We start from the raw sequence: 23,060 nt of genomic DNA, 5'->3' as shown, positions 1-23,060 counted from the left end.
ATCGTGACTCATCGTTGTGATCGGCGTCACCTTAAACGATCTTCTTAATCGATTTTGATCCGGCGATTTCTCTCGTTAGTGTGGGCACTGTCACGAACCTGCGACGCCAGCGTTGCCGTCTCCAGGCCCCATCCCGAACCCCGTGAGGCGGTAATGCACCCAGTCGTCGAGGAAGTCACCCGGCGTATCGAGGCACGCAGCGCCACGAGCCGTGCCGCGTACCTGGAACGTGTCGCAGCGGCCCGGTCCGAAGGACCCGTGCGGGCGGGTTTGGCGTGCAGCAACCTGGCGCACGGTTTCGCCGCGTGCGGGGGCTCGGACCGGCTCGCCATCCGCGGGCTCCGCAAGCCCGGCGTCGCCATCGTGTCGGCCTACAACGACCTGCTCTCGGCGCACCAGCCGCTCGGCGAGTACCCGGAGTGGATCAAGGCCGCGACGCGGGAGGCCGGTGGCGTGGCGCAGTTCGCGGGCGGCGTGCCCGCGATGTGCGACGGCATCACGCAGGGCCGCGCCGGGATGGAGCTGTCGCTGTTCAGCCGCGAGGTGATCGCGATGGCGACGGGCGTCGCGCTGTCGCACGAGATGTTCGACGGGGCGCTGCTGCTGGGCGTGTGCGACAAGATCGTGCCGGGGCTGCTGATCGGCGCACTCGCGTTCGGGCACCTGCCCGCGATCCTCGTGCCCGCCGGGCCGATGCCCTCGGGGCTGCCGAACAAGGAGAAGGCGCGCGTGCGGCAGCTGTACGCCGAGGGCCGCGCGAGCCGGGAAGACCTGCTGGAGGCGGAGTCGGCGTCGTACCACTCGCCCGGCACCTGCACGTTCTACGGCACGGCCAACTCGAACCAGCTGGTCGTCGAGGTGATGGGCCTGCACCTGCCGGGCGCGAGCTTCGTGCCGCCGGGCACGCCGTTGCGCCGAGCGCTGACCGAGGAGGCGGGCCGCCGGATCGTGGCGCTGGCACGCGACGAGTACACCCCGCTGGCGGAGGTGGTCAGCGAGCGGTCGGTGGTCAACGGTGTCGTGTCGCTGCTGGCCACGGGCGGTTCGACGAACCACACGATGCACCTGGTGGCGATCGCCGCGGCGGCCGGGATCGAGCTGACGTGGGACGACTTCTCGGACCTGTCCGCGGTGGTGCCGCTGCTGGCGAACGTGTACCCGAACGGCAGCGCCGACATCAACCACTTCCACGCGGCGGGCGGGGTCCAGTTCCTGGTCGGCACGCTGCTCGACGCGGGGTTGCTGCACGACGACGTTCGCACGGTCGCCGGGGACGGGTTGTCGCGGTACCGGTCGGAACCGGTGCTGACCGGCGAAGGCCTGGTGTGGCGCGAGGTGCCGACGCGGAGCCTCGACACGGACGTGCTGCGCCCGGTGTCCGACCCGTTCGCCGAGGACGGCGGGCTGCGGATGCTGAGCGGCAACCTGGGCCGCGCGGTGATCAAGGTGTCGGCCGTCGCGCCCGAGCACCGGGTGGTGCGGGCGCCGGCGCGGGTGTTCACGTCGCAGCGGGCGTTCGACGAGGCGTTCCGCGCGGGTGAGCTGGACCGCGACGTGGCGGTGGTGATCCGCAACCAGGGTCCGCAGGCGAACGGCATGCCGGAGCTGCACGGCCTGACGCCCGCGCTGGGCGCGTTGATGGACCGGGGTTTCCAGGTCGCGTTGATCACCGACGGACGCATGTCGGGTGCCTCGGGCAAGATCCCGTCGGCCATCCAGGTCACCCCGGAGGCCGCGGCGGGCGGCGCGCTCGCCCGCGTCGAGGACGGGGACGTGGTGGTGCTCGACGCGGAGGCGGGCACGCTGGACGTGCTGGTCGACGAGGCAGAGCTGGCCGCGCGCCCAGTGCGTGACTCGGCGCCGGACGAGGCGTCATGGGTGGGCACGGGCCGGGAGCTGTTCACGGCGTTGCGGCGGGCGGTGGGCCCGGCGGACCAGGGGGCGAGCGTGTTCGGCCCGATGACGCCGGGGCACTTCGGCGCGGCGGCGGCGCGGGTCTGAGGCGTCCGGGACAATGGTGGTGGACCCTGGTTTGAGGAGGACGCTGGTGGGCAACGAGCTGCTGGACCTGTCGCCGGTGATGCCGGTCGTGGTGCTGGACGAGGTGGCGGACGCGGTGCCGGTGGCGCGGGCGTTGCTGGCGGGTGGGATCCGGGTGATCGAGCTGACGCTGCGGACGCCGGTCGCGCTGGCGGCGATCGAGCGCGTGGCGGCGGAGGTGCCGGAGATCGTGGTGGGGGCCGGCACCGTGACGACGCCCGAGCAGGCGAAGCAGGCGGCCGACGCGGGCGCGAAGTTCCTGGTGACGCCCGGGTGCACGGACAGGGTGCTGGAGGCCGTGGTGGGGACGGGGCTGCCGTTCCTGCCGGGCGCGGGCACGGTCTCGGAGGCGATGCGCCTGGCCGAGCAGGGGCTGACGGCGCTGAAGTTCTTCCCGGCCGAGCCGAGCGGCGGGGTGCCGTTCCTGAAGGCGATCGCGGGGCCGCTCCCGGGCCTGCGCTTCTGTCCGACGGGCGGCATCACTCCGGAGACCGCGCCCGCGTACCTGGCCCTCCCCTCGGTCGGCTGCGTCGGCGGTTCGTGGCTGACCCCGAAGGACGCCCTCGCGGCGAAGGACTTCGACCGGGTCACGGCGCTGGCCCGGGAGGCCGCCGCACTGCGGTGACTGTTGCGGGAGGTTGCCGGGGCGCCTCCGGCCGTCTCGCCCGTGCGGCGGGGCGGGCGGGGTTTGGGGTGATCGGCGGGGCGGGGCGGGCGGGGCTTCGGAGTGCCCGTCGGGGCACGGGCGGTGCGGTAAGTCGAAGCGCGGCTGGCCGGGCGGTGGCACGCGCGGCGGGCCCGGTACGGGCACGGCTGACTGGGCGGACGCGGCCCCGCGCGGGCTGGCCGGGAGGTCACGGCTGGCCGGACACGAGCCCGCCCGGTTGGCCGGGCGGCCACGGCTGGCCAGACACGGACCCGCCCGGTTGGCCGGGTACGGGCACGGCTGGCTAGGCGGCCGCGGCCCCGCGCGGCCTGGGCCAGGCGGCCGCGGCTGGCCGGACACGAGCCCGTCCGGTTGGCCCGGTACGGCCGCGACTGGCCGGGGCCCGCCCAGTTGGCCGGGTAAGGGCACGGCTGGCCGGGCGGCCACGACTAACCGGACGCGGTTGATACGGCCGCGCCATTTCTACTGCGATCCGGGCCGCCTGGCGCGGCTCCGACCGCACCATCCCCGGGTGCTTCCCGGGATTGGCGCAGCAGCCGGGCGGCGTCGGCGACGTGGCGCCGGTGGCTCACCCCACCCAAGGCCTAGGCAGAGCCGCAAGTCGACATGTCTGCAAGCAGACGGTGTTCCGAGGCGAGGCGGTGGAACCCGGCGGGGCGGGCGGCGGGGCACTAGCCTGGCCGCCGTGGGATGGGCTTGGTTCACCGACCCCGACTACTGGGCGTCGAAACTGGCGTTCCAGCGGATGCTCGCCGCCCTGTACCTCGTCGCCTTCTTGGTGGCCGCCAACCAGTTCCGGGCGTTGCTCGGCGCGCGCGGGTTGTTGCCGATACCGAAGTTCGTCGCGCGGGTGCCGTTCCGGCGGGCGCCCAGCATCTTCCAGCTCTACTACTCCGACACGTTCTTCGCGTCCGTCGCCTGGATCGGCGTCGCGGTTTCCGCGGTCCTCGTGCTCGGGCTGACCGATTCGGCGTCGCTGTGGGTGTCGCTCGTCGTGTGGGCCGTGCCGTGGGTGCTGTACCAGTCGATCGTCAACGTCGGACAGATCTGGTACTCCTTCGGCTGGGAATCCCTGTTGCTGGAGACCGGGTTTCTCGCGATCTTCCTCGGACCGGCGGACATGGCGGCGCCGGTCCCCGTGCTGTGGTTGCTGCTGTGGGTGTTGTTCCGGCTGGAGTTCGGCGCCGGGATGATCAAGCTACGCGGCGACCGGTGCTGGCGGGACCTGACGTGCCTGTACTACCACCACGAAACCCAGCCCATGCCCGGCCCACTGAGCTGGTACTTCCACCACCTGCCCAAACCGCTGCACAAAGCCGAGGTGCTGGCGAGCCACTTCACCCAGCTGATCGTCCCGTTCGCACTGTTCGCTCCGCAACCGGCGGCAGGCATCGCGGCACTGATCATGATCGTGACGCAGCTGTGGCTGGTGATCAGCGGGAACTTCTCGTGGCTGAACTTCCTCACGATCACCATCGCGGTGTCCGCTTTGGACAGTCACCTGCTGCCGTTCACCCCGCCACCACTGACAGAACCGCCCTTGTGGTTCCGGGTACTCGTGCTCGCCGTGACCGCACTCGTGCTCGTGCTCAGCTACCGGCCGGCGCGCAACCTGATCTCCCGAAGCCAGCTGATGAACTACAGCTTCGACCGGCTCCACCTGGTCAACACCTACGGCGCCTTCGGCAGCATCACGAAAACCCGGCACGAGGTGATCATCGAGGCCACCGAGGAACCCGAACTCACGCCGGACACGGTGTGGCACGAGTACGAGTTCAAGGGCAAGCCCGGGAACCTCCGCCGCTGGCCGCGCCAGTTCGCGCCGTACCACCTGCGACTCGACTGGCTGATGTGGTTCGCTTCGTTGTCCTCCCAGTACTCCGATTCCTGGCTGCAACCGCTCGCCGAGAAACTGCTCGCCGCCGACCGGGCCACGCTCAAACTCCTCCGACGCGATCCGTTCGACGGCCGGCGCCCCACGTACCTGCGCGCACGCCTGTTCCGCTACCGGTTCACCACACCCCAGGAGCACCGCGAGACCGGCGACTGGTGGGTGCGCGAACCCGTCGGCCGCGCACTCAAAGCCGGACGCCTCGGCCCCGACGGCACCGCCGTCGCGGCCGAGTAGCTCACGGCCAGAAACAGCGGGGACACCCCGCGGCTCCTCGCGCCAGAGCCATCCGCAGCCGCGCCTCAAGCCGGAGCAGGCTCAGTCCGGGATGGCGTCGTCAAGCGGCGTGGATTCGGCACCGGCCTTCCGCAACTCGTCACGGACCACCGAGTACGCCAGCCCCTGCGGGTAACCCTTGCGCGCCAACGTGCCCAGCAGGCGCCGGATGGCCGTCTGCTCGTCGACCGCCGTCATCGAGCGCAGGCGTTTGCGGACCAGCTCACGGGCCTTTTGCTCCTCGGACTCGCGGTCGATCTCCCCGGCAGCCTGCGCGGCGACCTCCCCGTCGACCCCCTTGCGCTTGAGTTCGGCGACGAGCGCGGTGCGGGCCAGCCCCTGGTAGGTGTGCCGTGACCGCACCCACTGCTCGGCGAACGCGGCGTCGTCCACCAGGCCCGAGCTGTCGAGCTTGCCGAGCAGGCGCTCCCTGAGCTCCTCGTCGAAACCCTTGCGGCGCAGCGCCTGCCGAAGCTCGTCCTTGGTCCGGGCGCGGATGGCGAGCAGGTCGAAGCAGATCTCCTTCGCCTTCTTCCACGCCTCTTCCGGCGACAGCTCGGCAGGATCGATCTTCGGCATACCCCTCCCTCAGTCTGCGGCACCTCCCCCGCCGTGCCAGGCCGTCCGGAAGACAGCACCCGCTGTTCCCCGGACTGGCCCAGCGCGCAGCTCACCCCCGAGACCCATGGCCCCGAACACCGCGGCCGACAACCGCTGCTCGCGAAACCCGGGCTCGCGGGCACCTGCCGCCCTCGGCGAACGGGAGCCACCGGCAAACCGGCAGCCCTCGCGGCTCAGAACTCCACGGGAGCCGGGGCGGCGTCCTCCGCGTCGACCTGGGCGCCGATACCGAGCTTCTCCTTGATCCGCTTCTCGATCTCGTTCGCGATGTCCGGGTTGTCGCGCAGGAACTTCCGCGCGTTCTCCTTGCCCTGGCCCAGCTGGTCGCCCTCGTAGGTGTACCAGGCGCCCGACTTGCGCAGGATGCCCTGATCCACACCCATGTCGATGAGCGAGCCCTCGCGGGACACACCCTGGCCGTACAGGATGTCGAACTCGGCCTGCTTGAACGGCGGCGCGACCTTGTTCTTGACGACCTTCACGCGGGTCCGGTTACCGACGGCCTCGCCGCTGTCCTTCAGCGTCTCGATGCGGCGGACGTCGAGCCGCACGGAGGCGTAGAACTTCAGCGCCTTACCACCGGTCGTGGTCTCGGGGGACCCGAACATCACGCCGACCTTCTCACGCAGCTGGTTGATGAAGATCGCCGTGGTGCCGGAGTTGGACAGCGCACCGGTGATCTTCCGCAGCGCCTGGCTCATCAGCCGGGCCTGCAGACCCACGTGCGAGTCACCCATCTCGCCCTCGATCTCGGCGCGGGGCACGAGCGCGGCCACCGAGTCGATGACCAGGATGTCCAGCGCGCCGGAGCGGATCAGCATGTCGGCGATCTCCAGCGCCTGCTCACCGGTGTCGGGCTGGGAGACCAGCAGCGCGTCGGTGTCCACGCCCAGCGCCTTGGCGTACTCCGGGTCGAGCGCGTGCTCGGCGTCGATGAACGCCGCGATGCCGCCCGCCTTCTGCGCGTTGGCCACGGCGTGCAGGGCCACGGTGGTCTTACCGGAGGACTCCGGGCCGTAGATCTCCACGATCCGGCCGCGGGGCAGGCCCCCGATGCCGAGCGCGATGTCCAGCGCGATCGCGCCGGTGGGGATGACCTCGATCGGCGCGCGCCCCTCGTCACCGAGGCGCATCACCGACCCCTTGCCGTACTGCTTGTCGATCTGCGCGAGCGCGAGCTCGAGGGCCTTGTCCTTGTCGGGGGCTGCTGCGGGCATTGAAATCCACCTCGTCGGTCGGAAGCCGGTAGGGCTTGTCTCGGGTTTTGAGCTGTTGGGCCCGACACTACGGGCGGGGTCCGACAATTCCTGATCGCGACGGCCGATCTGTGGACAGCTGACCCCTCTGTGGACAACACGATAGCCGAACACGTGTTCGAGGCAAGGACTGACACACCTTCGGCACGGTTTTTCCCGGTCGCGGGCTCACCGGCGCTCGGCGGGCACGTCGAACGCCACGCACACCTCGCGCCAGATCTCCTTGGCGGGGATCCCGGCGGCCAGCGCCTGCTCGACGGTCCGCCCGCCCAGCGCGCTGAACACGTGGTCCTTCGCCAGCACCTCGGCCCGGCCGGGCCCGAACTCGTCGGCCATCAGCCTTCGGAAGACGGTAATTCGCATCGTGCCCAGGCTACCGTGGGCACATGAGCCAGACCGCGCTCACCATCGCCTCGATCGCCGTGCTCCTCGGGGCCCTCGTGGTCGCGCTGCGCGCGCTGTGGGGCATGCGGCGCAAGTGATCACGTGCCCGGCTGGACCGTCCGTTCGAAGTAGTCGGCCAGCTGGGACGCGCTCGACGCCTGCTGCCCGCTGCCCGCCTTCTGGTAGACCACCCCGGCCAGCGGCCGGTCGGCGACCGTGAAGACCAGCACCGACGCCGACTTCCCACCCGCGGCGGAGTACGTGCCGGTCAGCGCGTTGCCCTGCCACCGCGCCTGGACCTGGTCGCCGCCCACCGAGGTGAGCAGCCGGTCGGTGTACTCCTTCACATCGGCCGCCGAACTGCCGTGCACGTAGGTGACCTGCGCCCCGGCGAGCGCGGGGGCCGAGCACGTGACGAGCACGCCGAGCCGCTGGCTCGCCGGCGGCGCGATGTCGCCGCTGCCCGCGCCGGGCGTGCACTGCGACGTGTCCGCGATGGTGCCCGCCAGCTGGCGCAGGCAGCCGGTGAAGCCCTGTCCGTCGGGCGCGCCCGGCCGGGCGCACTCCTGCGCGCTGTACGTGGTCACCGAGGCACCCGACGGCCACAACAGGTACGTCAGCCCGGCCGCGACCAGGACCGCGACCACCGCGACGGCCGCGAGCACCGGCTTCTTCCTGCTCCGCTTCACCGGTGCCGGGTAGCTGGGAAAACCCGTCGGGAACACCATCGGGGGAACGGGCGGCGGGGCGACGGGCGGGGGTGGAACCTGCTGCGTCCGGCCGCCGATGCCCTCGCCGTGGACGTGGTGCGCGCCGAAGGCCACGGCGGTCTCCGGCTGGTCCAGGCTGACGGGCACCACCCCGAGGTGCTCGGCGATCATCGACCCGACCAGCGGCAACCTGCTCGCGCCGCCGACGAGGTAGATGCCGGCCAGCCGGTCGGGGGTCAGGCCCGCCGCGGCCACGGTCCTGGACAGCAGTTCGACGCTGCGCAGCAGCGCCGGGCGGACCAGCGCCTCCAGCTCGCCGCGGGTGACCAGCACGTCCGTGAACGGTTCCGGCATCGGCACCTCGGTCTGCGGCAGCCGGGACAGCGCCTCCTTCGCCGCCTTCACGTCCTCCTGGAGCGCACGGCGGGTGCGCCGGTCCGCGGTGGACTCCGGGCGGAGCAGCCGCTGCCAGCGCTGCGGGTCGCGGTGGGACACCTCCCTGCCGACGTGCACCATCAGCGCCTGGTCGACGTCGAGCCCGCCGAGGTCGGGAAGGCCGTTTTCGGCCAGCACGGCGAACCCGTTCGGGCCCGCGCCGACGACCGCGACGTCGAACGTGCCCGCCCCCAAGTCGTACACGGCGAGGGCCTGGCCGGGCGCGAGCCCGCGGCCCGGGAAGGACGCGAAGTGCGCGGCCGCGGCCACCGGTTCGGGTACGAGGTGTACCGGTCCGGCGTACCCCGCGAGGCGGACCGCGGTCATCAGCACGGTGCGTCGCGGCTGCCCCCACTCGGCCGGGTGAGTCAAGCGCAGCTCATCGAGTTGTTCTCCGCCGAGCTGGCGTGTGGTCTCGTCCAGCACCCGGCGCAGCACGGCGGCGAGCGCTTCGTTGACCGGCACGACGTCCTGCCCCAGCAACAGGGTCTGCTCGTCGACGCGACGCTTCGGGTTGGGCTCGAACCTCGCCGGGTCGAGGCGGGCGCGGCGCTCGGCGTCCCGGCCGACGACGAGGGTGCCGTCCTCCGCCGCGAACACCGCGGAGGGCATGGTCGCCGAACCGTCCACCTCGACCACGCGGGGCGGCATGCCGTGGGCCGACAGGACGGCGACCGTGTTGGACGTCCCCAGGTCCACCGACAGGATCCGCACGCTCTCCCCCTCGCCATCCGCCCAGGTCGGGACCTGATGCTGTCATGCGGAAGGGGGGTCGCGGACGCGGACCCGCGAAAAATTGTCGGTGGGTCGGGTCATGATGGAGAACGTGACCGGAGTGCTCGACTCGTTCTCCCCCGCGACCAGGGACTGGTTCGCGGGGGCGTTCGCCGCGCCCACCGAAGCCCAGGCCGGGGCGTGGGAGGCGGCGCAGGCGGGTGAGCACGCGCTGGTCGTGGCGCCGACGGGGTCCGGCAAGACCCTCGCGGCGTTCCTCTGGGCGCTGGACCGGCTCGCCGTGGGTCCGCCGCCGGAGACCCCGGCGAAGCGCTGTCGGGTGCTGTACGTGTCCCCGCTCAAGGCGCTGGCCGTCGACGTGCAGCGGAACCTCCGTGCTCCGCTCGCCGGCATGTCGCAGGCCGCGCGCAGGCTGGGGCAGGAGCCACCGGAGATCACGGTGGGCATGCGCACGGGGGACACGCCGGCCGCCGACCGGCGGTCCTTCGCCCGCACCCCGCCGGACATCCTGGTCACCACGCCGGAATCGCTGTTCCTCATCCTCACCTCGTCGGCGCGCGAGTCGCTGCGGGGCGTGGAGACGGTGATCGTCGACGAGGTGCACGCGGTCGCCGGCTCGAAACGCGGCGCGCACCTCGCGCTGTCACTGGAAAGGCTGGACGCGCTGCTGCCCCGCCCGGCTCAGCGCATCGGCCTGTCCGCGACGGTCCGCCCGGTCGACGAGGTGAGCGCGTTCCTCGGCGGCGGGCGCCCGGTGCGGGTGGTGCAGCCGAAACCGCTGAAGACGATCGAGGTGCGGGTCGAGGTCCCGGTCGAGGACATGGCGAACCTGGACGCTCCCCCGCCCACTCCGCTCGACGCGCTGCCGTTGCCGTCGGAGGGCGGGATCGGGACCAACGAGGAGATCGCGGGCGCGGCCGTGCGCAGGCCCTCGATCTGGCCGGCAGTCGAGGAACGGGTGCTCGAACTGATCCGCGAGCACCGGTCCACGATCGTCTTCGCGAACTCCCGGCGGCTCACCGAACGGCTCACCGCGAGGCTCAACGAGCTGGCGGCCGAGCAGACGGAACTCGAGCCGGGGCAACAGTTCCCGGCCGAGGCGATCGGCGGCTCGGGGCACACCACGGGCGCCGAGGTCACCGTCGCGCGGGCGCACCACGGCTCCATGTCGCGCGAGCAGCGCACCCACGTCGAGGAGGAGCTGAAGTCGGGGCGGCTGCCGTGCGTCGTCGCGACGTCCTCGCTGGAGCTCGGCATCGACATGGGCGCGGTCGACCTCGTGGTGCAGATCGAGGCGCCGCCCACGGTCGCGTCCGGGCTGCAGCGCGTCGGCCGGGCCGGGCACCACGTCGGCGCGGTGTCCACCGGCGTGATGTTCCCCAAGTTCCGGGGAGATCTCGTGTCGTGCGCGGTGGTGTCCGAGCGCATGACGAGCGGGGCCATCGAAGCGGTCCGGTATCCCCGCAACCCGCTCGACGTGCTGGCCCAGCACGTCGTGTCCATGGTCGCACTCGAACCGTGGACGGTGGAGGAGCTGGGCGCCCTCGTCCGCCGGGCCGCCCCGTTCGCCGCGCTGCCCGACGACGCGCTGCTCGCGGTGCTGGACATGCTCGCCGGCCGGTATCCGAGCGAGGAGTTCGGCGAGCTGCGGCCCCGGATCACGTGGGACAGGGTGACGGGTGAGCTGCGGGGGCGACCGGGCTCGCAGCGGCTGGCCGTCACCTCGGGCGGCACGATCCCCGACCGCGGGTTGTTCACCGTGATGACCCCGGGCGGCGAGGGGCAGGCCGGCTCGCGCGTCGGCGAGCTGGACGAGGAGATGGTGTACGAGTCCCGGGTCGGGGACACCATCCTGCTGGGCACCTCGTCGTGGCGCATCACCGACATCACGCACGACCGCGTGATCGTCGTGCCCGCGCCGGGGGAACCGGCGCGCATGCCGTTCTGGAAGGGGGACGCACCGGGGCGGCCGCTGGAACTGGGGCGCGCGCTGGGCGCGTTCGTGCGTGAAGTGTCCAGTGTGGACAGCGAGAAGGCCAGGGCGCGGGCCGAAGCCGCGGGGCTGGACGAGCGTGCGTGTGACAACCTGCTGACGTACCTGGAGGAGCAGCGCGCCGCGACGCGGCACGTGCCCAACGACAGGACGATCCTGCTCGAACGCTTCCGTGACGAGCTGGGTGACTGGCGGATCGTGCTGCACTCCCCCTTCGGCGCGCAGGTGAACGCCCCGTGGGCGCTGGCGATCGCGGCCCGGCTCCGCGAGAACCGCGGGGTCGACGCCCAGGTCATGCACTCCGACGACGGCATCGTGCTGCGCCTGCCCGACGCGCTGGACGACGACGGCGGTGAGGTCACGATCACCGCCGAGGACGTGCTGATCGATCCGGAGGAGGTCGAGCAGCTGATCGTCGCCGAGGTCGGCGGCTCGGCGTTGTTCGCCGCCCGGTTCCGGGAGTGCGCCGCCCGCTCGCTCCTGCTGCCGCGCCGGGACCCGCGCAGGCGGACACCCTTGTGGCAGCAACGGCAACGGGCGTCGCAACTGCTCGCGGTCGCGGCGAAGTACGAGCGCTTCCCGGTCGTGCTCGAGGCGATGCGCGAGTGCCTGCAGGACGTCTACGACGTGGGCGGGCTGCGGGAGCTGATGATGGACGTGCGCTCGCGGCGGGTCCGCGTCGTCGAGGTGGAGACGCCGGCCGCCTCGCCGTTCGCGCGCAGCCTGATGTTCGGCTACGTCGGGATGTTCCTGTACGAGACCGACGCGCCGCTGGCCGAGCGGCGGGCGGCGGCGCTGGCGCTGGATTCCGCGCTGCTGGCCGAGTTGCTGGGCACCGAGGCGATCCGGGAGCTGCTCGACCCGGAGGTGGTCGCGGAGGTCGAGCGCTCGCTGCAGCGCCTGGAGCCGGACAGGCACGCACGCAACGCCGAGGACGCGGCGGACCTGTTGCGGTTCCTCGGGGACCTCTCCGCCGAGGAGGCCGCGGCGCGGGGTATCGAGCAGTCGTGGCTGACGGACCTGGTGGGCCAGCGGCGCGCCATCCCGGTGCGGATCGCGGGCGAGGAACGGTACCTGGCGATCGAGGACGCGGGCCGGGTGCGGGACGCGCTCGGAGTCGCGTTGCCTATCGGCGTGCCGGAGGCGTTCACCGAGCCCGTCGCCGATCCGCTGGGTGATCTGCTGGCCCGGTACGCACGGACACACGGCCCGTTCCCGGCGCGGCAGGCGGCGGAGCGGTTCGGGCTCGGCACGGCCGTCGTGGCGGGCGTACTCGACAGGCTCACCGCCGAAGGGCGGCTCGTGCGTGGCGAGCTCAGTCCCGTCGGCCATCCGGACACGCACGGCGCCGGGGTGGAGTACTGCGACGCCGCGGTGTTGCGGCGGCTCCGCCGGGCCTCGCTGGCGAGGTTGCGGGCCGAGGTGGAACCCGTGGAACCCGCCGCGCTGGGCCGGTTCCTGCCCTCGTGGCACGGCATCGGGGCCCGGATGCGGGCGGCGCCGACGGCGGATGACGTGCTGTCGGTGATCGAACAGCTCGCGGGTGCACCGTTGCCGGCGAGCGCCGTCGAGTCGCTGATCCTGCCGAGCCGGCTGCCGGGGTACTACCCCGCGCTGCTGGACGAGCTCACCACGGCGGGTGAGGTGACGTGGGCCGGGTGCGGGGCGCTGGCCGGTGGTGACGGCTGGGTGGCGCTGGCGCCGGCCGACGTCGCCGACCTGCTGCTGCCGGAGATCGAAGAGAACGCGCCGGCCAGTCCGCTGCACGCCGCGATACTGTCCACTTTGGAGGGTGGCGCGTTGTTCTTCCGGCAGCTGGTGGACCGCGTGACGCTGCTGGTCGACAAGGCGCCCGCCGACGGCGAGGTCGTCGCGGCGCTGTGGGATCTCGTGTGGGCGGGGCACGTCACGGGTGACACGCTCGGTCCGTTGCGGGCACTGGTGTCCGGCCGGGGCGCGACGCACAAACCCCGGCAGTCGGCGCCGCGCGGCCGGTACGCGCGGATGCGGGCCGGCCGGCCGGCGATGCCCTCCCGGACGGGGCCGCCCACGGTCGCGGGGCGGTGGGGGCTTACGCCGTTGCGGGAAAGCGATCCGACGAGACGCACGCATGCGCGCACCGAGGCGTTCCTGGAACGGCACGGGGTGCTCACCCGCGGCGCACTCGAAACGGAACGCGTCACCGGCGGCTTTTCGGGGATCTACAAGGTACTTCGGGGAATGGAGGACTCTGGACAGGTCATCAGGGGATATGTGATCGAAGGCCTCGGCGCCGCGCAGTTCGCGGCCAGGGGCGCGGTGGACCGGTTGCGCGCGTTGTCGGACACTGCGGGAGGCCGTAAACCAGTCGACGCCGTGGTGCTCGCGGCGACGGACCCGGCTCAGCCGTACGGCGCGGCGCTGGCGTGGCCTCCTCCGACGGGGGAGACCAAGCATCGGCCCGCGCGCAAGGCGGGCGCGCTCGTCGTGCTGGTCGACGGGCTGCCGGTGCTGTACGTCGAGCGAGGCGGCAAGTCGTTGCTGTCCTTCACCGACGATGACGCGGCGTTGCGCTCGGCGGCGCAGGCGTTGTCGCGTGCGGTGCGGGAGGGCTGGCTGGGCCAGTTGGCGGTGCAGCGGGCGGACGGTGAGCAGGCGCTGACCTCGGCACTGGCCGACGTCCTTCGTGACGCCGGCTTCCGCGCGACGCCGAAGGGGCTCCGGCTCCGGGCCTGACCGGCATTAGACTCCCGCCCGGCAGAAAGGACGGGTGCCCAGGATGGCGTTGCGGGAACTGCGGTACTTCGGTGATCCGGTGCTGAAGACGGTGTGCGATCCGGTGACCCGTTTCGACAAGGGGCTGCGGCAGCTGGTGACCGACCTGCTGGACTCGGTCAAACCCGCGGGCCGCGCGGGGCTCGCCGCGCCGCAGATCGGGGTGTCGCTGCGGGTGTTCAGCTACGACGTCGACGGGCTGACCGGATACGTGATCAACCCGGAGATCGCCGAACTCTCCGAGGCGACGCACGAGATCGACGAAGGCTGCCTGTCCGTGCCCGAGTTGTGGTTCCCGGTCACGCGTGCCGTCCGTGCCGTGGTGCGCGGGGTCGACGTGAACAACGAACCCGTTGTGGTGGAAGGCAAGGACGTGCTGGCGCAGTGCCTGCAACACGAGACCGACCACCTCAACGGGATGCTCTACCTCGACCGCCTGAGCAAGGAGACCAAGCGCGAGGCGTTGCGCCAGGCCCGGGAGAAGGACTGGTTCTGGCGGCGCTGACCGGGTTCACCGGGCTCCCGAAGTGCTGCCTGGGTGTGCCCTGTACACGGGGAATCAGATCCGGCCGGGTACGCGCGGGGTCAGGTGTGCCGGGATGTCGATCCGCAGCAGGCCCTCCTCCTCGGGTTGTTGCGGCGCCAGCCCGGCTCGCACGGCGGTACGGAAAATGCCGTCTCGTCCGGGAAGCGAGACTGCCATCAGCCTGCGGTGCCCGCGGGCCGCGGCGATGACGGCGAGTCGTGCCATGAGCGCCGTGCCGACGCCTTTGCGCTGCCAGGCGTCGTCCACCAGCAGCGAGATCTCGGCGAGTTCGCCGCTGCCGGGGATGAGCTGACCGAGCCCGACGACTTCGTGCCCGCACACGGCGAGAAGGCTCATCCCGCGTGGCGGCATCAGGAGGCGGTGCAACCAGCGACGCGGCATGGTGCGCATTCCGGTGTGGTAGCGCTGGAACAGTGTTTGCGCGGAGCAGCGTTCATGCAGGGCGGCGACGGCGTCAGTGTCGCCGGGAAGTCCTTGCCGCAGCACGAGCGCCGCACCGTTCGAACAGGTCGCGACGGCGGGCCGGGAGACGTCGGCGCGGACGGCGTCGAGCAGGCCGAGCAGCGCTTCCGCCCGCGCCAGTTCCAGCTGCACGAACGGTGCCCAACGGCGGCGGGCGACGAGCGCGGTGGTGCCGTCCACGGCGAAGGCCGCGCGGTGACCGCCTTCGGAGCGGCCGGGATTCGCCTCGGCGAGCGGGACCACCGTCACGAGGTCGGCGGCCAGCACCTCACGCAGGACGTCGGCGTACCGGGAGGGGTCATCGACGGCGCGGCTGGCGGCGGTGAGGGTGGCAGCGGATGCGTCGACGAGTTCACGCACGTCGGCGTCGGCGATGGCCGAGCACTCGCAGCCCTCGTCCTGGATAGCGCGGACCAGCTGTTCCTTCGTCAGACCGGTGGCAGGCCGGATGACGATCTCGTCGAGCACGCCTCCCGGCACAGGCAGGACAGTCAGGCCGAGGATGTTGCACTCCAGGTCGGCCATCCGGATAGCGATCCGGGCGAGCATGCCCGGGCGGTCGTCCATCCGGATGCGCAGGCGCCAGGTGGTGGCGTCGGTGACTTCGACCTCTTGCTCGACCGGGGTCGGCCACGTCTCCGGCACATCGACGACCTGCATGGGTCTGACTCGGCGAATTTCCATTCCATAACGATCGCCGATGCTTGTTGCGCTCCGAGGACACCGGTGTTTCGCGCATGTCAGGCCTGCGAGGGCTTCCGCAACGTCGGCGAAACACAGGTGTTCAACCCTGGTTGAGCAGGACGAACTCGGTTCCTTCGGGATCGGTCTTGACCCTTTCGGGTGCGTCCGGGGCCCCGGCGAGCGCGAGGCGGAGGCGAGTGGGCCGGTCGAGGGGGTCCGGGGTGTGGAGGAACTCGAGCCACGGGCCGCGTCCGGTGGGTGCCCGCAAGCCGACGACGACTTCCTGCCGCGCTCCGATGCGCCACCCGCTCTGCCCGCTCCAGAACGATGCGAGCGCCAACGGGTCATGCACGTCGACGACGATCGCGGCGACGGTTTCGGTGGTGGTGTAGCCGGGGCGCGGTTCGAGGACGCAGAACTCGTTGCCCTCGGGGTCGGCCAGGACCTCCCACGGAACCTCGCCCTGGCCGACGTCCTTGCGTTGCGCGCCAAGGGAAAGCGCCCGCTCGACCTTCGCGCGCTGATCCGAGGCGGAGTAACTAGCCAGGTCGAGGTGGACGCGGTTCTTGCCGGTTTTCGGGGCCCGCTCGGGGACGAACACGAAATCCAGTTCGCACCCGTCGGTGACCGGTGCCCGCACGACATGATCGTCGACGACCTCCCACCCGAGGAGCGCGGCCCAGAACCGGGCGAGCCCCGCGGGCCGCACGGCATCAACCCACAGGGCGACAAGCCTTGTCGACATGGGCAGCACCGTACCGGGTGACGGCGGGGGTTTTTGGTGTTTGGGGTGGTTGTGGGCGCCGCTGCCGCGGTGGGGGAGGTGCGTGGGCGGTGACTGCGGGGCAGGAGGGACTCGGCACGCCTGACCGGGTGGCGTGAACAGGCCGACGGCGGAGGGTGGACAGACCGAGGGCGGAGGCGGGCGGAGCGGCAGTGGAGGCGGGCGGAGCAGCAACGGAGGCGGGCGGCGGAGGAGGTGGACCACGCGCGGGAGGGCAGCGGCGAAGGAGGTGGGCCGACGCGCGGGACGGCGGAGGGCGGCAGGCGGGAGGGCGGCAGGCGGGAGGCAGCGGCGACGGCGGGCGGCAGGTCCATGGCGTGGGTGGGCAGGCGGAGGGCGGCGGGCCAATGGCGGGGAGCGGCGAAGGAGGTGGGCCGACGCGCGGGACGGCGGAGGGCGGCAGGCGGGAGGGCGGCAGGCGGGAGGGCGGCAGGCAGCGGGCCCATGGCGTGGGTGGGCAGGCGGTCGAGTTGGGCCGTCAGCGGCGGGCGAGGCCACTACCAGGAACCAGGACGTGGCACGACGTGGCTGCGGTGGCGGGAGGAGATCCACACCGTCGCCGCAACCGCGGCTGCCCGGCGCCATCGCAGCCCGAAGCCGCCAACGGTGGTGGTGCTGTGGGTGCGGTGAGGGGATGGCGATCCCCTCACCGCAGCCACCGCTGCGGCCAAAGCCACCATGCGGCACGGCCGCAGCCATCATCGCAGCCGTAGCCCGTGCCCCAGCCGCTGCCGCGGCACCGCTGCAGCCGACAGCCACCGCAGTGGCCATAGCCACCGCCGGGGCAGCACTACCGCAGCCAGAGCGCCGCTGTGGCCAAAACCACCGCAGCCCAAGCGCCACTGCGGCTAAAACCACCGCAGCCAGAGCGCCGCTGCCTCCAAAACCACCGCAGCCCAAGCCACCGCAGCCCAAGCCACCACAACCACCGCCGCCACCGCTCCCGTCCTCTCCCGGCTGCGCTTCCCCACGTGCCGGGTCTGGGCGGGTTACTTCGTGGCCAGGCGGAGTAGTGACCAGAACTGGGCGATGGCGTCATCGTCGCCGGACCAGTTCACGTTGCGTAGTGGGAGGCGGCCCCACGTCCACAGGTACATGGCCATCGGATCGGCGGTGACGGAGCCGTCCGCCGTGGCGGCTTCCTCCGCTGAGCAGTGCCAGGCCTCCGTCACGCCAGGCCCCGCCCTCGCGATCCAGTGGTGGCCTCCGCTGTGGACCGCCACCGTCCTGGTGATCGTGCCCGACAGGCCCAGCATCGGCAGCCGCTGGGCGAACCACGCCGACAGCACCTCATCGATGCCGTCCACCGCGAAATCGTCCGCCACATCGGTGATGGGCTCGGCCGTGGCGTCCTCCAGGTCGTAACGGTGCACCGTGGTCTCGTGGGCCATCCGGCGCCACCAGAAGCCGTACGTGCGATCCGCCGGCCACCAGCTCGCCGCGTACGCATCGGGCTCGTGCGCGGCGAACTCGCCCAGCAGCGCGTCGAAACCCTGCCGCAGATAGTCCTCAAGGGACTGTCCCGGCGCCGGATACCGTTGCCAGTCCTTCGGTGCGCGTCCCTCCGTCATCCACAGCTTCGCCACGCGGTACACCCCGCCGATGTGCCGGACCACCTCGCCCACGGTGAACCCCGGGCAGGAGGGCACCGGCGTGCCGGCGGGCGCCGCGTGCGAAGCGTCGATCAGCAACTCCACCTCGATACCGAGCGCGTCGAGAAAACGACCGTGGTCGATCAGGGCTTGACCGGCCATTACGGGCGCTGGGCCTTCCTCCGCCCCGGCGGCTCGGCGCACTGCCGGACGGCCTCGGCACGAGGGTGCACCACCCGGTCGGCCAGCTCGAGGAACAACCCGGCCTGACGGCACAGCTCCGCCGCCGAGGCCTCGGTGATCCGCCGCGTGATCCCCGCCTGCGCGGCGGCCCGCGCGGCCGAGTTCGCCGCGAAGTACGCCGACCACTCGGCCAGCTCGGGCGCCGCCGACTCCAGCAGCACCCACACGCTCGCGGGCCGGGCGCGCCCGCGGTGCGGGCGGCCACGGGCGGCGAGCACGGCGGCGCCACCCCGCAACGCCGCCAGGTAGGACGTGACGAACTTCGTGACCGGGTCCGTGGCGTGCTCCGCCTCGGCGAGCCCCTGCCGGGCCTCGTTCAGCAGAGCCACGGCGGCAGGCGCGGTGGGCGGCCGCACCGGCAACGGCAGCGCGTGCTGCCCCGAACCGGCACGGGACGCGACGGTGGCAATGGACATTGCCCCTCCCTGTTCTTGCTGGTGGCCACGGTGCCCGGCGCGGAGGCGCTTCCCCCGCTCCCACGCCGGGCACCGCACCGGCGAGCGCTCCACCGGGTGTCGAACCTGTGTTCGAGCGACTTCCAGCCTAACTTCGAACACGTGTTCGTTCAAGCCTCGATCCGGTGATCGAACTCCCTTTCGTTCAGCGCCGAACCGAGCACCGCTATTCCCTCCGCCAGGTCACCCGTGGCGCTCGCTGCGTAGCCCAGCACGAGCCCCGGCGGCCCCGGCCGCTGCCGGTGCCACGACAGCGGCTGCACCTTCACGCCCCGCTCCAGTGCGGTCGCCGCCAGCTCGACGTCGGAGAACTCGCCGTCGAAGGTGATCGTCAGGTGCAGCCCGGCCGAGGCGCCGTGCACACGGGCGCCCGGCAGGTGCTCGGCGAGTGCGGCGATCATCACGTCCCGCCTCCGGCGGTGCCGTCGCCGCAGCAACCGCAACTGGCGCTCCAGTTCGCCCGTTTCCACCAATTCCGCGAGCACGAGTTGGGGCAGGACGGAATTTCCGAGATCCGCCTCGCGTTTGGCGGCGACCACGGCAGAACGGTATTCCCCCGGCACGAGCAGCCAGCCCACCCGCAGCGCGGGCGCCAGCAGCTTCGACACGCTGCCCGCGTAGCAGATCCCATCGGCCCGCATCGAGCGCAGCGCGGGCACCGGCGGCCGGTCGTAACGGTGCTCGGCGTCGTAGTCGTCCTCGATGACCAGGCCGCCTTCGTCCAGCCAGCGCAGCAGCTCCCGCCGGCGACCGCCGTCGAGGACCACTCCCGTCGGGAACTGGTGCGCGGGCGTCAGCAGCGCCACCGGCGCGCCGCTCGCACGGAGGTCCGCGACCCGCACCCCGTCACCGTCCACCGGGACCGGCGGGGTCGCGAACCCCCAGCCCTGGAACTGCCGCCGCGCGCCCAGCGAGCCCGGATCCTCCACCGCCACCGTGGAAATCCCCTCGGCGGCGAGCACGCGCGCGAGCAGGACGAGCGCCTGCGCGACCCCGGCGACGACCACGACCTCGTCCGGGTCCACCGCGATCCCGCGGTTGCGGGCCAGCCACTGCGCGACCGCGGCGCGGAAGCGCGGGGCGCCCCGGGGGTCGCCGTACCCGAAGTCCGCCGGGGACAAGCGGTCCAGCACGCGGCGTTCGGCCCGCAGCCACGCCGCGCGCGGGAACGCGGCCAGGTCGGGCACGCCGGGCGAAAGGTCGATGCGAGCCGGGGCGGCGCGCAGGGACTCGAACACGTCCGGTCCGGCTTCGACCGGAAACCCTGACGGCGCACGCACAACCGGGCTCGGGGACGCGGCAGGCACGGCGACCACAACGGTCCCGGTGCGTCCGCGGCCCGCGATCTGCCCGCTTTCCGCCAACCGCCGGTACGCCTCGGTGACGACGCCCCGCGAGACGCCCAGTTCCCCCGCCAGCACGCGGGTCGGCGGCAGCCGGGCGCCGACGGGCAGCCGCCCGTCGGTGATGGCGTGCCGCAGCCGTCCGGCGAGCCAGTCCGACAGCCCGCCCGGCGGGGCCTCACGCACGTCGAGCTGCAGGAAGTCCGTGGCTTTGGACCAGTCGTCCGCCCCTTCTTTGGCCCTGTCCATCGGACCATTCTGACGACAGGCTGGCCGCATGCACAGCATCCGCACGGCCTTGCCCGGCGCCGCCGCGATGGCGTTCGTCGGCGGCAGCGTCACGGTTTCGGGCTCGCTCGGCGACGCTCCCCTGTTCACGACGCAGGCGATCCGCTACGCCATCGCGTTCGTCATCCTGCTGGCGCTGGCCAGGGCCACGGGGCACCGGATCCTCCTCCCGCGAGGCCGCGAATGGCTGTGGCTGGCCGGGGTCGCGGCGAGCGGGCTGGTGTTGTTCAACGTCGCGCTCGTGCGGGGCGGCGAGCACGCCGAACCCGCCGTCATCGCGGTGGCCGTCGCGTGCGTACCGGTGCTGCTCGGGCTCGTCGGACCGTTGCTGCAGGGACAGCGGCCGCACCGGCGGATCCTGCTCGCGGCGGTGGTCGTCACGGTCGGCAGCGTCCTCGTCGAAGGGACCGGCCGGACCGACGCGGCCGGCGTCGCGTGGGCCGCGGTGGCGCTGCTGTGCGAGGCCGGGTTCACGCTGCTCGCCGTGCCGGTGCTCGGCAGGCACGGCGCGTGGGGCGTGTCGCTGCACTCGGTGTGGCTCGGCGCGGTCATGTTCGCGCTGCTCGGAGCAGCCGAAGAAGACACGCTCCCCGCCACGGGGACGGAATGGGCCGCGATCGCCTACCTCGCGGTCCTGGTCACGGCGGCGGCCTTCCTGCTGTGGTACTCGACCGTCGCCCGGCTCGGGCCGGGGCGCAGCGGGCTGCTCACCGGGATCGCGCCCGTCGCCGCCGCGCTCACCGGCGGTGACCTGCCGGGGCCGCTGGTCTGGACCGGGATCGCGGTCGTCGCGGCGGGGCTCGCCGTCGGCCTGGTGCTCACCCGGGCGGGAACGGAACCGAGCGTCGCCCGCACGGGCGGTCCGTGATCTCATATCGGTATGAGCAGCCTCGACCACCCGGCCGTCGCCAAGGTCGCCGCCGCACTGGCGGAAGCGGGCCAGCACGACGCCGCCCGCGGCATCCGCATCCTGCCCGCCGAGGTGCGCACGGCGGCACAGGCCGCCGAAGCGCTCGGCGTGACGGTGGGCGCGATCGCGAACAGCCTGATCTTCCGGGCCGTGTACGCCGACCACACCGGCCCGCTGTTGTCGCTGACCTCCGGCGCGCACCGGGCGGACACCGGCAGGCTCGCCGAGCTCGTCGGCGCCGTCTCCGTCGAGAAGGCCGACCCCGCGTTCGTCAAGGAGCACACGGGTCAGGTCATCGGCGGGGTCGCCCCGGTCGGCCACCCGGCCCGCATTCCCACGATCGTGGACACCGCGCTCGAGCAGTACGACGTCGTGTGGGCCGCCGCGGGGCACGCGAAGTCGGTGTTCCCCACGACTTTCGCCGATCTGCTGGCGCTCACCGGCGGGCAGGCCGCGGGAGTGGGTACATGACCACGGTGTCCACCCAGTTCGTGCCACTGACCGCGGACGACTTCCGCGCGCGCCTGCGCGAGGCGCTGGCCATCTACGTCGAGGCGATGCGCTACCCGCCGGGCACGGCGGAGCAGCGGGCCCCGATGTGGCTGACGCACGCGTTGCGCGACGGCTGGCGTGGGTTCGCCGCGCTCGACGCCGACGGGCGGCTGCTGGGCATCGCCTACGGCTACCGCGGCAACCCCGGCCAGTGGTGGCACGAGCAGGTGCGGCGGGGGCTGGTGCGGAGCGGCGGTGAGGCGGCGGCCGACCACTGGCTCGCCGACTACTTCGAGCTGACCGAGATCCACGTGCACCCGCGCAGCCAGGCCCACGGCATCGGCGAGAACCTGCTGCGGCGGCTGCTCGACGGCGTGCCGAACCGGCACGTGCTGCTGTCCACGCCCGAGGGCCCGAGCCGGGCCTGGAAGCTCTACCGGCGGGTGGGGTTCGTCGACGTCCTGCGCGACTACCACTTCGCCGGCGACCCGCGGCCGTTCGCGATCCTCGGCCGCGCCCTGCCGCTCGAGCCCCCGGGCGGGGCCTCCGTCACTCCCGCAGGTAGCTGACCGCGAGTGCGGTGACGAGCAGGGCGGCGCCGGTCCACCCGGTCACGCCCAGTTCGTCGTGCAGGAGGAACGCCGACAGCACGGCCGCCGTCAGCGGTTCCAGCAGCGCGGACAACGCGGCGACGACGGGGGCCGCCGTGCGCAGCGCCAGGAAGTACGCGCCGTAGGCCACACCCGTCGGCACGAGGCCGAGGTACAGCGCGACCGCGACCACGTCGGGCCGCAGCGGCAGTGCCATGCCCGACGCCAGCCCGAGCGGCAGCAGCAGCACCCCGCCGATGAGCAGCCCGAACGCGGTGGTGCCGAACGAGTCGAGGCCCTCGACCGGGCGCCGGGTCACCAGGGTCAGCAGTGCGAACCCGGCACCGGCGGTCAGCGCGAGCGCGACCCCGCCGAGCAGCCGGCCGCCGCCGGACAGCCCGGCAGGCGACCACGTGAGCAGCGCCAGCCCGGCCACCGCGGCCGCCGTCGAGACGAGCGTCGTCGTGGCGGGACGGCGGCGCCGGACCGCGGTCGTGGCCAGCGTGACGAACACCGGCACGCTGCCGATCGTCACCATCGTCGCGAGGCTGACCGACGTCAGCGACACCGCACCGAAGTAGCACGCCTGGAACTGGCCGAGCAGCACCCCGGCCACGAGCAGCCGCCGCACCACCGGCACCGTCCATTGTGGACGACGGCGCGTGACGACGAGGAACAGCACCGTGCAGCCGCCGCCCAGCAGCAGCCGGAAGGCCGCAACGGACAACGGGTGCAGGCCGGCCTTTTCGGCCAGCAGGTTGCCGGACAGGCCGCCGGTACCCCAGAGGATGCCGGCGAGGACCAGCGCGAACGCCGAACGGCCGCGCGCGGGCGCGGCAACGGAGGAAGACATGGGAAACGCTCCAGCGTCGAGGTTTTCGAGGACACCGACGCGGGGCGAAAGACGT

18 protein-coding genes are annotated in these 23,060 nt (G+C 72.5%); 8 read left to right on the top strand and 10 right to left on the bottom strand.

The window, feature by feature from the left end; translation table 11 throughout:
- The first annotated feature begins 153 nt into the window (after positions 1 to 153).
- The 3 genes from edd (at position 154) to BMZ92_RS26385 (ending at position 4,835) form a co-directional block, all read left to right on the top strand.
- Positions 154 to 2,001, top strand: coding sequence for a phosphogluconate dehydratase (edd, locus tag BMZ92_RS26395; RefSeq protein ID WP_091512805.1), 1,848 nt, complete (start codon positions 154 to 156; stop codon positions 1,999 to 2,001).
- Between the two features lie 46 nt (positions 2,002 to 2,047).
- On the top strand, positions 2,048 to 2,665 hold the full coding sequence (gene eda, locus BMZ92_RS26390; RefSeq protein WP_281245232.1) for a bifunctional 4-hydroxy-2-oxoglutarate aldolase/2-dehydro-3-deoxy-phosphogluconate aldolase: 618 nt from the start codon (positions 2,048 to 2,050) through the stop codon (positions 2,663 to 2,665).
- A 727-nt stretch (positions 2,666 to 3,392) separates the two neighbouring features.
- Positions 3,393 to 4,835 (top strand): lipase maturation factor family protein, encoded by a 1,443-nt coding sequence (locus BMZ92_RS26385; RefSeq protein ID WP_091512801.1) that lies wholly within the window; start codon positions 3,393 to 3,395, stop codon positions 4,833 to 4,835.
- An 81-nt stretch (positions 4,836 to 4,916) separates the two neighbouring features.
- Here the strand turns inward: BMZ92_RS26385 and BMZ92_RS26380 are convergent, their stop codons facing one another.
- From BMZ92_RS26380 to BMZ92_RS26365, 4 genes are all read right to left on the bottom strand, one after another.
- On the bottom strand, positions 4,917 to 5,444 hold the full coding sequence (locus BMZ92_RS26380; protein ID WP_091512982.1) for a regulatory protein RecX: 528 nt from the start codon (positions 5,442 to 5,444) through the stop codon (positions 4,917 to 4,919).
- A gap of 224 nt (positions 5,445 to 5,668) precedes the next feature.
- The gene (gene recA, locus BMZ92_RS26375; RefSeq protein WP_091512798.1) at positions 5,669 to 6,712 is read right to left on the bottom strand and encodes a recombinase RecA; all 1,044 of its coding nucleotides are present in this window, start codon (positions 6,710 to 6,712) and stop codon (positions 5,669 to 5,671) included.
- 207 nt (positions 6,713 to 6,919) lie between these two features.
- Positions 6,920 to 7,114, bottom strand: a complete 195-nt coding sequence (locus tag BMZ92_RS26370; protein WP_091512796.1) for a DUF3046 domain-containing protein — start codon at positions 7,112 to 7,114, stop codon at positions 6,920 to 6,922.
- 119 nt (positions 7,115 to 7,233) lie between these two features.
- Complete coding sequence (locus BMZ92_RS26365) at positions 7,234 to 8,994, bottom strand: Hsp70 family protein (RefSeq protein ID WP_091512793.1); 1,761 nt, start codon at positions 8,992 to 8,994, stop codon at positions 7,234 to 7,236.
- A 100-nt stretch (positions 8,995 to 9,094) separates the two neighbouring features.
- Here BMZ92_RS26365 and BMZ92_RS26360 point away from each other — a divergent pair, with 100 nt between their 5' ends.
- A complete protein-coding gene (locus tag BMZ92_RS26360) occupies positions 9,095 to 13,723 on the top strand; it encodes an ATP-dependent helicase (protein ID WP_091512791.1) in 4,629 nt (1,542 codons plus the stop codon).
- A 43-nt stretch (positions 13,724 to 13,766) separates the two neighbouring features.
- The gene (gene def, locus BMZ92_RS26355; RefSeq protein ID WP_091512789.1) at positions 13,767 to 14,267 is read left to right on the top strand and encodes a peptide deformylase; all 501 of its coding nucleotides are present in this window, start codon (positions 13,767 to 13,769) and stop codon (positions 14,265 to 14,267) included.
- Positions 14,268 to 14,321: 54 nt separating this feature from the next.
- Here the strand turns inward: def and BMZ92_RS26350 are convergent, their stop codons facing one another.
- The 5 genes from BMZ92_RS26350 to pdxR form a co-directional block, all read right to left on the bottom strand.
- Positions 14,322 to 15,431, bottom strand: coding sequence for a GNAT family N-acetyltransferase (locus tag BMZ92_RS26350; RefSeq protein WP_091512787.1), 1,110 nt, complete (start codon positions 15,429 to 15,431; stop codon positions 14,322 to 14,324).
- 124 nt (positions 15,432 to 15,555) lie between these two features.
- Complete coding sequence (locus BMZ92_RS26345; RefSeq protein WP_091512785.1) at positions 15,556 to 16,200, bottom strand: VOC family protein; 645 nt, start codon at positions 16,198 to 16,200, stop codon at positions 15,556 to 15,558.
- 1,028 nt (positions 16,201 to 17,228) lie between these two features.
- Positions 17,229 to 17,993 (bottom strand): maleylpyruvate isomerase family mycothiol-dependent enzyme, encoded by a 765-nt coding sequence (locus BMZ92_RS26340; RefSeq protein ID WP_091512783.1) that lies wholly within the window; start codon positions 17,991 to 17,993, stop codon positions 17,229 to 17,231.
- A complete protein-coding gene (locus BMZ92_RS26335; RefSeq protein WP_091512781.1) occupies positions 17,993 to 18,490 on the bottom strand; it encodes an SAV_6107 family HEPN domain-containing protein in 498 nt (165 codons plus the stop codon). Before BMZ92_RS26335 ends, BMZ92_RS26340 begins: the two co-directional genes overlap by 1 nt.
- A 149-nt stretch (positions 18,491 to 18,639) precedes the next feature.
- A complete protein-coding gene (gene pdxR, locus BMZ92_RS26330) occupies positions 18,640 to 20,121 on the bottom strand; it encodes a MocR-like pyridoxine biosynthesis transcription factor PdxR (RefSeq protein WP_091512979.1) in 1,482 nt (493 codons plus the stop codon).
- Between the two features lie 28 nt (positions 20,122 to 20,149).
- Here pdxR and BMZ92_RS26325 point away from each other — a divergent pair, with 28 nt between their 5' ends.
- Genes BMZ92_RS26325 through BMZ92_RS26315 form a run of 3 tightly spaced genes read left to right on the top strand, consistent with a single transcriptional unit; the run spans position 20,150 to position 22,131 of the window.
- Positions 20,150 to 21,028 (top strand): DMT family transporter, encoded by an 879-nt coding sequence (locus tag BMZ92_RS26325; RefSeq protein WP_091512778.1) that lies wholly within the window; start codon positions 20,150 to 20,152, stop codon positions 21,026 to 21,028.
- Positions 21,029 to 21,040: 12 nt separating this feature from the next.
- Entirely contained in the window at positions 21,041 to 21,541 is a 501-nt protein-coding gene (locus BMZ92_RS26320) for a YbaK/EbsC family protein (RefSeq protein ID WP_091512776.1), read from the top strand.
- Positions 21,538 to 22,131: a GNAT family N-acetyltransferase gene (locus tag BMZ92_RS26315; RefSeq protein ID WP_091512774.1), complete on the top strand. Its 594-nt coding sequence runs from the start codon at positions 21,538 to 21,540 to the stop codon at positions 22,129 to 22,131. Before BMZ92_RS26320 ends, BMZ92_RS26315 begins: the two co-directional genes overlap by 4 nt.
- Here the strand turns inward: BMZ92_RS26315 and BMZ92_RS26310 are convergent.
- Positions 22,112 to 23,005, bottom strand: a complete 894-nt coding sequence (locus BMZ92_RS26310; RefSeq protein ID WP_091512771.1) for a DMT family transporter — start codon at positions 23,003 to 23,005, stop codon at positions 22,112 to 22,114. The genes BMZ92_RS26315 and BMZ92_RS26310 overlap by 20 nt on opposite strands.
- Positions 23,006 to 23,060 lie beyond the last annotated feature (55 nt).

This window comes from Amycolatopsis sacchari (genome assembly GCF_900114035.1).
In the GTDB taxonomy this organism is placed as follows: domain Bacteria; phylum Actinomycetota; class Actinomycetes; order Mycobacteriales; family Pseudonocardiaceae; genus Amycolatopsis_E; species Amycolatopsis_E sacchari.
This window is presented reverse-complemented; position numbering and strand designations above follow the sequence as displayed.

Bases quoted from the DNA above. Each gene is read 5' to 3' on its own strand.
- edd (WP_091512805.1), top strand. From the start codon at position 154: ATGCACCCAGTCGTCGAGGAAGTCACCCGGCGTATCGAGGCACGCAGC.
- recA (WP_091512798.1), bottom strand. From the start codon at position 6,712: ATGCCCGCAGCAGCCCCCGACAAGGACAAGGCCCTCGAGCTCGCGCTC.
- BMZ92_RS26370 (WP_091512796.1), bottom strand. From the start codon at position 7,114: ATGCGAATTACCGTCTTCCGAAGGCTGATGGCCGACGAGTTCGGGCCC.
- BMZ92_RS26360 (WP_091512791.1), top strand. From the start codon at position 9,095: ATGATGGAGAACGTGACCGGAGTGCTCGACTCGTTCTCCCCCGCGACC.
- def (WP_091512789.1), top strand. From the start codon at position 13,767: ATGGCGTTGCGGGAACTGCGGTACTTCGGTGATCCGGTGCTGAAGACG.
- BMZ92_RS26350 (WP_091512787.1), bottom strand. From the start codon at position 15,431: ATGCAGGTCGTCGATGTGCCGGAGACGTGGCCGACCCCGGTCGAGCAA.
- BMZ92_RS26345 (WP_091512785.1), bottom strand. From the start codon at position 16,200: ATGTCGACAAGGCTTGTCGCCCTGTGGGTTGATGCCGTGCGGCCCGCG.
- BMZ92_RS26340 (WP_091512783.1), bottom strand. From the start codon at position 17,993: ATGGCCGGTCAAGCCCTGATCGACCACGGTCGTTTTCTCGACGCGCTC.
- BMZ92_RS26335 (WP_091512781.1), bottom strand. From the start codon at position 18,490: ATGTCCATTGCCACCGTCGCGTCCCGTGCCGGTTCGGGGCAGCACGCG.
- pdxR (WP_091512979.1), bottom strand. From the start codon at position 20,121: ATGGACAGGGCCAAAGAAGGGGCGGACGACTGGTCCAAAGCCACGGAC.
- BMZ92_RS26325 (WP_091512778.1), top strand. From the start codon at position 20,150: ATGCACAGCATCCGCACGGCCTTGCCCGGCGCCGCCGCGATGGCGTTC.
- BMZ92_RS26320 (WP_091512776.1), top strand. From the start codon at position 21,041: ATGAGCAGCCTCGACCACCCGGCCGTCGCCAAGGTCGCCGCCGCACTG.
- BMZ92_RS26315 (WP_091512774.1), top strand. From the start codon at position 21,538: ATGACCACGGTGTCCACCCAGTTCGTGCCACTGACCGCGGACGACTTC.
- BMZ92_RS26310 (WP_091512771.1), bottom strand. From the start codon at position 23,005: ATGTCTTCCTCCGTTGCCGCGCCCGCGCGCGGCCGTTCGGCGTTCGCG.